The sequence below is a fragment of the Bellilinea sp. genome, assembly GCF_034432615.1.
Classification (GTDB): Bacteria; Chloroflexota; Anaerolineae; order Anaerolineales; family Anaerolineaceae; genus Bellilinea.
In genome coordinates this window covers 1-5,984 of the sequence record NZ_DAOUBL010000011.1, presented here as the reverse complement: position 1 = coordinate 5,984, position 5,984 = coordinate 1, and the positions used below count along the sequence as shown (strand labels likewise).

The window sequence follows — 5,984 nt, the reverse complement described above, 5'->3', positions numbered from 1 at the left end:
GGTAGGCCGGCTGGTAACGGCGGTAATGTTCGGGGGGAAAGCAGTCGCAAATCCATTCGACATAACGGGCATTGTTGACGTGATTCATCAGGTCAAGGTCGCTGTAGGCAGCCTGGCGGATCAGAACGGGGGACATTTCAGCGGGCAAGGCAATTTTTTCCAGATTTTCGTTCAAGGTTCTCAAGCCCTCGTTAAGCGGCAGACTGCCAGGCAGATTATTGGGCAGTAACATCCGCCGCTTGTGCGGGTCAATCAGCAGCCATGCAGAAGTTGCCGTTGCCAGTCGTTCACCGGCTGGCGTGGTGAACAAAAAGTCGCGGGTGAAGAAGATTTTTTGCTGAATACCGCGCGGAAAGGTCTGCAGAACAATTCGATTGGGGATGGTGGGAAAGTGCTCGAACTGAATTTTGATGCGTGAAAGCACCCAGATCATATGCTTTGCCATCATGTCGGGGTAATCGTATCCCAGATTGCGGGCGTGGTTGGCGGCTGCTTCTTCCATGGCTTGAAAGAAGGCAGCCGGTTTCCAGCGGTTATTCAGATCGGTTTCAAAGACACGGACGTGAAATTGTTCGCACCAGATGGGTTGAGGAAGGGTGGATGGGTTTGACATCTCAGACCTGCTTAAAAAGGTATCCATGAATGATTGGGATATTGTACTTCAGAAATTGGGCTTAACCCGTAACCGCTTTGGCTTTTTGGCGTCATACTTTTAAGAGTGATGGATGAAGAAAACCACCTGCTGGAAGGCGCGCGCCGCTTTGATCTGGAATGTCTGGCGGCGATTTATGACCGTTATAGCGACCGGTTGTATTCCTACGCGGTGCGGCTGTTGGGGGATGCCGATCTGGCGGAGGAATGTGTTGCGGAAACCTTTTCGCGCTTCCTGCAGGCATTGCGTAACGGCGGCGGTCCACGCGATCATCTGCAAGCCTATCTGTACCGGGTGGCGCATAACTGGATCACAGACCTGTTCCGCCGCCAACCCCGGCTGGTGGAACTGGAAGAAAACCTCGGCAGTCACGGGGATGATGCTGCGGATGATGCCTTTAACACCGAACAGGAAAAACAACGTCTGCGGATGGCGCTGCAAGCCCTCACTCCAGATCAGCGGCAGGTGATTCTGTTGCGCTATTTTGAAGGCTGGGAAAACGAACAGGTGGCGGCGGCGCTGGAAAAGCCGGTTGGAGCAGTGAAAGCTTTGCAGCACCGGGCTGTGGCTTCGCTGCGGCGTTGGTTAAACCCGGATGGGAAGGAGAAGGAAAACCGATGAAAGACGAAAGATGGGATGATGAATTAAAGGCTCGCCTGCAGCCGCTTCAAAATACACCACCGCGTGACCCGCAGCGGGCGGCTCAAACCCGGGCTGCTTACCTGCAAACAGCTCAACAACTGGCAGAGACCGTATCTCAATCACCAAAACGGCGTCCTATAACAAAAGGGATGTGGATGCCCTTGATCTTTTGGAAACGAAAGGAGCGGTCTCTGATGGTTAATCCAATTCTTGCTTTGGTACTGGTACTTTCACTGGTGTTTGGCGGGGGAGGGGCAACCGTGGCTGCAGCTCAATCCAGCCTGCCCGATCAGCCTCTCTACGGACTGAAACTGTGGAGCGAGGATGCCCGCCTGAGTTTCACCAACCAGCCCGAAAGCGGCTGGCAGGTGGCTCTGCAGTTTGCGGAACGGCGGATTACTGAAATTCGGGCAATGATTGAGGCCGGGAAGCAGCCAGATGAAGCCCTGCAAACCCGCTATGAGGCGCAACTGGAACAGGCCTTTCGGTTTGCACAAAACCTGCCGGATGAGCAAGCTTTGCAGGCTTTGGAACAAATCCGTCAACGGCTGCGCCTGCAGGAAGAACAACTGAGCCAGTTGCCTGCCAATCAGGCGGTGCTGGTGCAAACGCGCAGCATGATTCAACAGCGGTTGCAATGGGTGGAGAACGGTTTACAAGAGCCACACCAATTCCGCCAGCGGCTGCAGCAAGGGCTGCCCCAACAGGATGTTCCACCAGCCCAGCCGGGCAGCGGCAACCCGTGGACGGATGACACCCCCACACCCGGCAGCGGCTATGGGCCCGGCGGAGCCGGCAGCGGCAACCCGTGGACGGATGATACTCCTACACCCGGCAGCGGCTACGGCAGCGGACAGGGCGGCAACCCGTGGACGGATGACACCCCCACACCGGGCAGCGGCTACGGCAGCGGGCAGGGCGGCAATCCGTGGACGAATGAAACCCCTACACCCGGCAGCGGTTACGGTTCTCCGGGTGGACCGGGTGAGCAGGGCGGCGGCAAAAAACCCTGATTGTGAATACAGTTATATTCACCCTCTTGTGCGGGCGGCGAGTTCTTTCAGCGCCGCCCGCGCGGCGTGATAGCCAGCCATGCCGTGTACTCCGCCGCCGGGCGGGGTAGAAGCGCTGCACAGAAAGACACCCCGAAGAGGGGTGCGGTACGGGTTGAGGCTGAAAACCGGGCGGGTGAACAGTTGGGTCAGCGTTTGGGCGCCGCTGTTGATATCGCCCCCCACATAATTGGGGTTATAGGCTTGCATTTGTAAGGCTGAGAAGGTATGCCGCGCGAGGATGCGCTGGCGGAAACCGGGCGCAAACCGTTCAATCTGGTCTTCGATGGCGGTCAGGTAATCCTGTGGGCTGGCATGAGGGACGTGGCAATATGCCCAGGCGATATGTTTGCCGGTCGGTGCGCGGCGCGGGTCAAACAGGGTGGGTTGAACGAGGATGACGAAAGGGGTGGCGGGATTTTTGCCTTGCCACACGGCGCGTTCTGCCTGACAGATTTCTTCCAGTGTGCCGCCGAGGTGAACGGTCAACGCACGGCGGACGTTTTCGGCTTTCCATGGGATGGGCGCGTCCAGCGCCCAGTCCACTTTGAACACGCCCGGCCCGTAGCGGTAACGGCTCAATGACCGGCGGTAATGATCCGGCAGGCGTCCTCCGCTTATGCGCAATACTTCGCGCGGGGTCAGGTCGAGCAGGGTGAGACGGGCGGGGGGCAGCTCGTCCAGCGCGTTCACCTGCCAGCCGGTGCGGATTTCTCCTCCCAGGTGGCGCAGGTGTTCACTCAGCGCATGGGCAAGTTGGGCTGAGCCGCCTTCGGCCAGGGGGAAGCCGCTGGTATGGGCAAGCATGTGGAGCACCAAACCGAAGGCGGCCGTTCCGGCAAAATGCAGCGGTAAAATGGCATGGGCGGCCATTCCGCCGAACAGGGCGCGTGCTGGCGGCGTACGGAAAGCCAGCTTTGCCAGGCGCTCGGCCGGCAGCAATGCCAGCGGGGCAAAGCGAAGCGCCGCCCCCCAGTGGCGCGGCGGCAGCGGCAGCGGGCCTAAAAAATCGGTCAGGATCTGGCGGGCGGAGCGCGCCAGCGGGAAAATCAATCGGTGGTAGGCAGCTGCATCACTGCCCAGCTCGGCAGCCGTTTCTTCGATGGAGCGGCTGACCGTTACAGCGCGGCCGTCATCCAGCGGATGGGCAACCGAATAAGGCGCGTAAAGCCAGCGCAGACCGTAGTCGCTGAGCGGCAGTGTGGATTGGAAGGGCGAATTGACCGCCAGGGCGTGAACGGTGGCGCAGGGGTCATGGATAAAACCGGGCAGGGTCAGTTGGGCGCTGCGCAAACCGCCGCCCATTTCAGCGGCGGCTTCAAGCACCAGCACTTTCAGCCCATTTTGCGCCAGATGGACGGCGGCTGCCAGGCCGTTGGGTCCGCTGCCGACGATCACGGCATCCAAGGCTTTGTGCGGTGGGAATCTGGTCATGGCGAGGAGGGGGTCAATCTGGCGGTGCCGGAGCTTCTGTTTGCCAGTGAATCACCTGAATGCCCGCCTGCTCCAGAAACTGGAGAGCGATGGGGTCAATCCGGTAGGGTTCGCGGTAAACCAACCGTGAGATGCGCGCATTGATCAGCATTTTGGTGCAATTCAGACAGGGGAAGTGGGTGACATAACAGACTGCATCGCGGGTTGCCAGCCCAAAAACGGCTGCCTGGATGATGGCGTTGACTTCGGCATGAACGGTGCGTACACAATGTCCGTCCACAATCAGGTGGCCGACATCGTCGCAGTGGTCCAGCCCGGCCGGTGAGCCGTTGTAACCGGTGGCAATGATGTGCTTTTCACGCACCAGCACCGCGCCGACCTGGGCACGGTCGCAGGTGCTGCGCAGGGCAACATCTTCGGCAATTTTCATGAAGTAGGAATCCCATGAAGGCCGCCGCATAGCCTTATTGTAGAAAAGAAGGAGAGGGCTGTCAAACGCCAAAGGGGGTGAAGTTCGGGCAAGTGTGAGGTGAGGGCGGGTTTTGAGCGGGTATAATTCACTTCATGAACACAAACACCAAATCCTACGGTTCTCTTTCTGTTCTACTGACGCTCGGTTTGTTTTTATGGGTACTGTTGATGTACACCTTTCTGCATGAGGGCGGCCATGCGCTGGTGGCGTGGCTTTCGGGCGGGAGTGTGCATGTGTTTGATATCAACTTTTTCAATTTGGGGGCACATGTCCGCACCAGCGCTGAGCTCAACCGCAGCGGGGAGGTCTTGAATAGCCTGGCAGGCATGGGGCTGCCCTTGCTGGTATGGCTTTCGTTTTTGCTGCTTGCGCCGCGGCGGGCAAGTCCGCTGCTGGAAACGCTGAAATTGATTACTTCCGCCGGGGTGCTGGGCTCGTTGATTCCGTGGGTGGTCATCCCGCTGATTGTTGCCAGCGGTGGCGGGCCGGTCAGTGACGATGCCGCGCGATTCCTGCAGTACAGCGGCCTTAATCCAAACTGGGTGGCGGCTTTCTTTGCGGTGCTGATTTTTGGGCTGTACCGGCTGGCGCGGGCGCGCATCAGCAATCTGGCTGCGCTGCGCGAGTTGATCTTGGGCAATCAGGATGGGGGGGCGTTTGGCTGGCAGCAAAACCGCCGAACGTATCTGACCCTGCTGGTCAGCGCCGGGTTGGTGTTGGGTTTGACGGTGCTGATCAATGCCGTTGGCGGCGGGGTCAATCGGACGGTGGCGCCCGTCCCGGCAGGGTATCAGTTTGTGCGGCGGGTGGATCTTTCAGCGAATCATGGTCAGGATGAAGTGATTGCCGTATTTACCCGCTGGCTGGGCAGCGGCGGCATTTTGCTGGAGCTGCAAGATGTCAGGAGTGAGTTTTTAGAGGTGCGGCTGGTGGGGGATAATGGTTATGAAGATACCTTGCTGCACGGTGAGGATTTCACATCTGAGCGGGGGCGGGTGGAGTACACGCAGGACTTGCCGCCGGGCGAGTACCGCGTTCTGTTGAACGCACGCCGGGCAAGGGGTGGAATCAGCGTCTACCTGCGCGGTCGGTGAAAGCCGGTTTATGGCAGCGTGTTGATCTGCCAGAGCAGCAGCAGGCCGGTTGAGTCGAGGGATGCCAGCCAGCGTCCATCTGGAGAAAAACGGGCGCTGACGACACTTTCCTGATGACCGGACAGGGTTTCGAGGATGTTCATATCGCTGGTGGTGTAAATATCTACACGGCTGCCAACTCCTACCGCCAGCAGACGGTCATCCCATGAAAATTCAAGGCTTTGCGGCATGGCATCCTGCCGCAGGCGGAGGAGTTCCTGCCCGAGCACGGCATCCCAGACGAAGAGCACTGGGGTGAATTCCCCGTCCATTGTCCCCCCGGCAGCGCTGACCAGCAAGGTGTCCGCCCGCGAGCGGGCAAAGGCGGTAACAAAATCCTCGTGGTCTAAGGAAGGGTAGAGGGTTTCGCTGGGAATATTCTGCAGTTGAATGCGCGCGCGGGCAGACCAGACCAGATCCAGAATGTTTTCAGCAATGCGTACATCATAGACCGGCGCTGCGGTTTGAAAACCGGTGATTTTCTTGCGAAATTCAAGGGTGTGAGCGTCATAGAGAGTGGCAGCCCATTCCTCGTTGGAGGCAATCACCAGCAGCAGACCATCCGGTGAAAAATGAGCGCTGCCGAACGGAAAACCGGG

The 5,984-nt window shown here is 58.8% G+C and carries 7 protein-coding genes; 3 read left to right on the top strand and 4 right to left on the bottom strand.

All coding sequences use genetic code 11. The annotated features are described in order from the left end of the window. Positions 1-613: acyl-[acyl-carrier-protein] thioesterase (locus VAE48_RS00685; protein ID WP_322791386.1), on the bottom strand; the 613-nt coding region annotated here is incomplete at its 3' end. A gap of 108 nt (positions 614-721) precedes the next feature. On the opposite strand from VAE48_RS00685, the gene VAE48_RS00680 reads away from it, so the two are divergent. Together VAE48_RS00680 and VAE48_RS00675 are read left to right on the top strand one after the other, a co-directional pair. Then, entirely contained in the window at positions 722-1,273 is a 552-nt protein-coding gene (locus VAE48_RS00680) for a sigma-70 family RNA polymerase sigma factor (RefSeq protein WP_322791385.1), read from the top strand. Beyond that, positions 1,270-2,307: a DUF5667 domain-containing protein gene (locus tag VAE48_RS00675; RefSeq protein ID WP_322791384.1), complete on the top strand. Its 1,038-nt coding sequence runs from the start codon at positions 1,270-1,272 to the stop codon at positions 2,305-2,307. Before VAE48_RS00680 ends, VAE48_RS00675 begins: the two co-directional genes overlap by 4 nt. An 18-nt stretch (positions 2,308-2,325) precedes the next feature. Here the strand turns inward: VAE48_RS00675 and VAE48_RS00670 are convergent, their stop codons facing one another. After that, entirely contained in the window at positions 2,326-3,780 is a 1,455-nt protein-coding gene (locus tag VAE48_RS00670) for an NAD(P)/FAD-dependent oxidoreductase (protein ID WP_322791383.1), read from the bottom strand. 13 nt (positions 3,781-3,793) lie between these two features. Beyond that, a complete protein-coding gene (locus VAE48_RS00665) occupies positions 3,794-4,240 on the bottom strand; it encodes a cytidine/deoxycytidylate deaminase family protein (RefSeq protein WP_322791382.1) in 447 nt (148 codons plus the stop codon). A gap of 104 nt (positions 4,241-4,344) precedes the next feature. Here VAE48_RS00665 and VAE48_RS00660 point away from each other — a divergent pair, with 104 nt between their 5' ends. Next, positions 4,345-5,346, top strand: a complete 1,002-nt coding sequence (locus VAE48_RS00660) for a M50 family metallopeptidase (protein ID WP_322791381.1) — start codon at positions 4,345-4,347, stop codon at positions 5,344-5,346. Positions 5,347-5,354: 8 nt separating this feature from the next. Here the strand turns inward: VAE48_RS00660 and VAE48_RS00655 are convergent. Continuing rightward, on the bottom strand, positions 5,355-5,984 hold a 630-nt coding region (locus VAE48_RS00655; RefSeq protein WP_322791380.1), incomplete at its 5' end, for a hypothetical protein.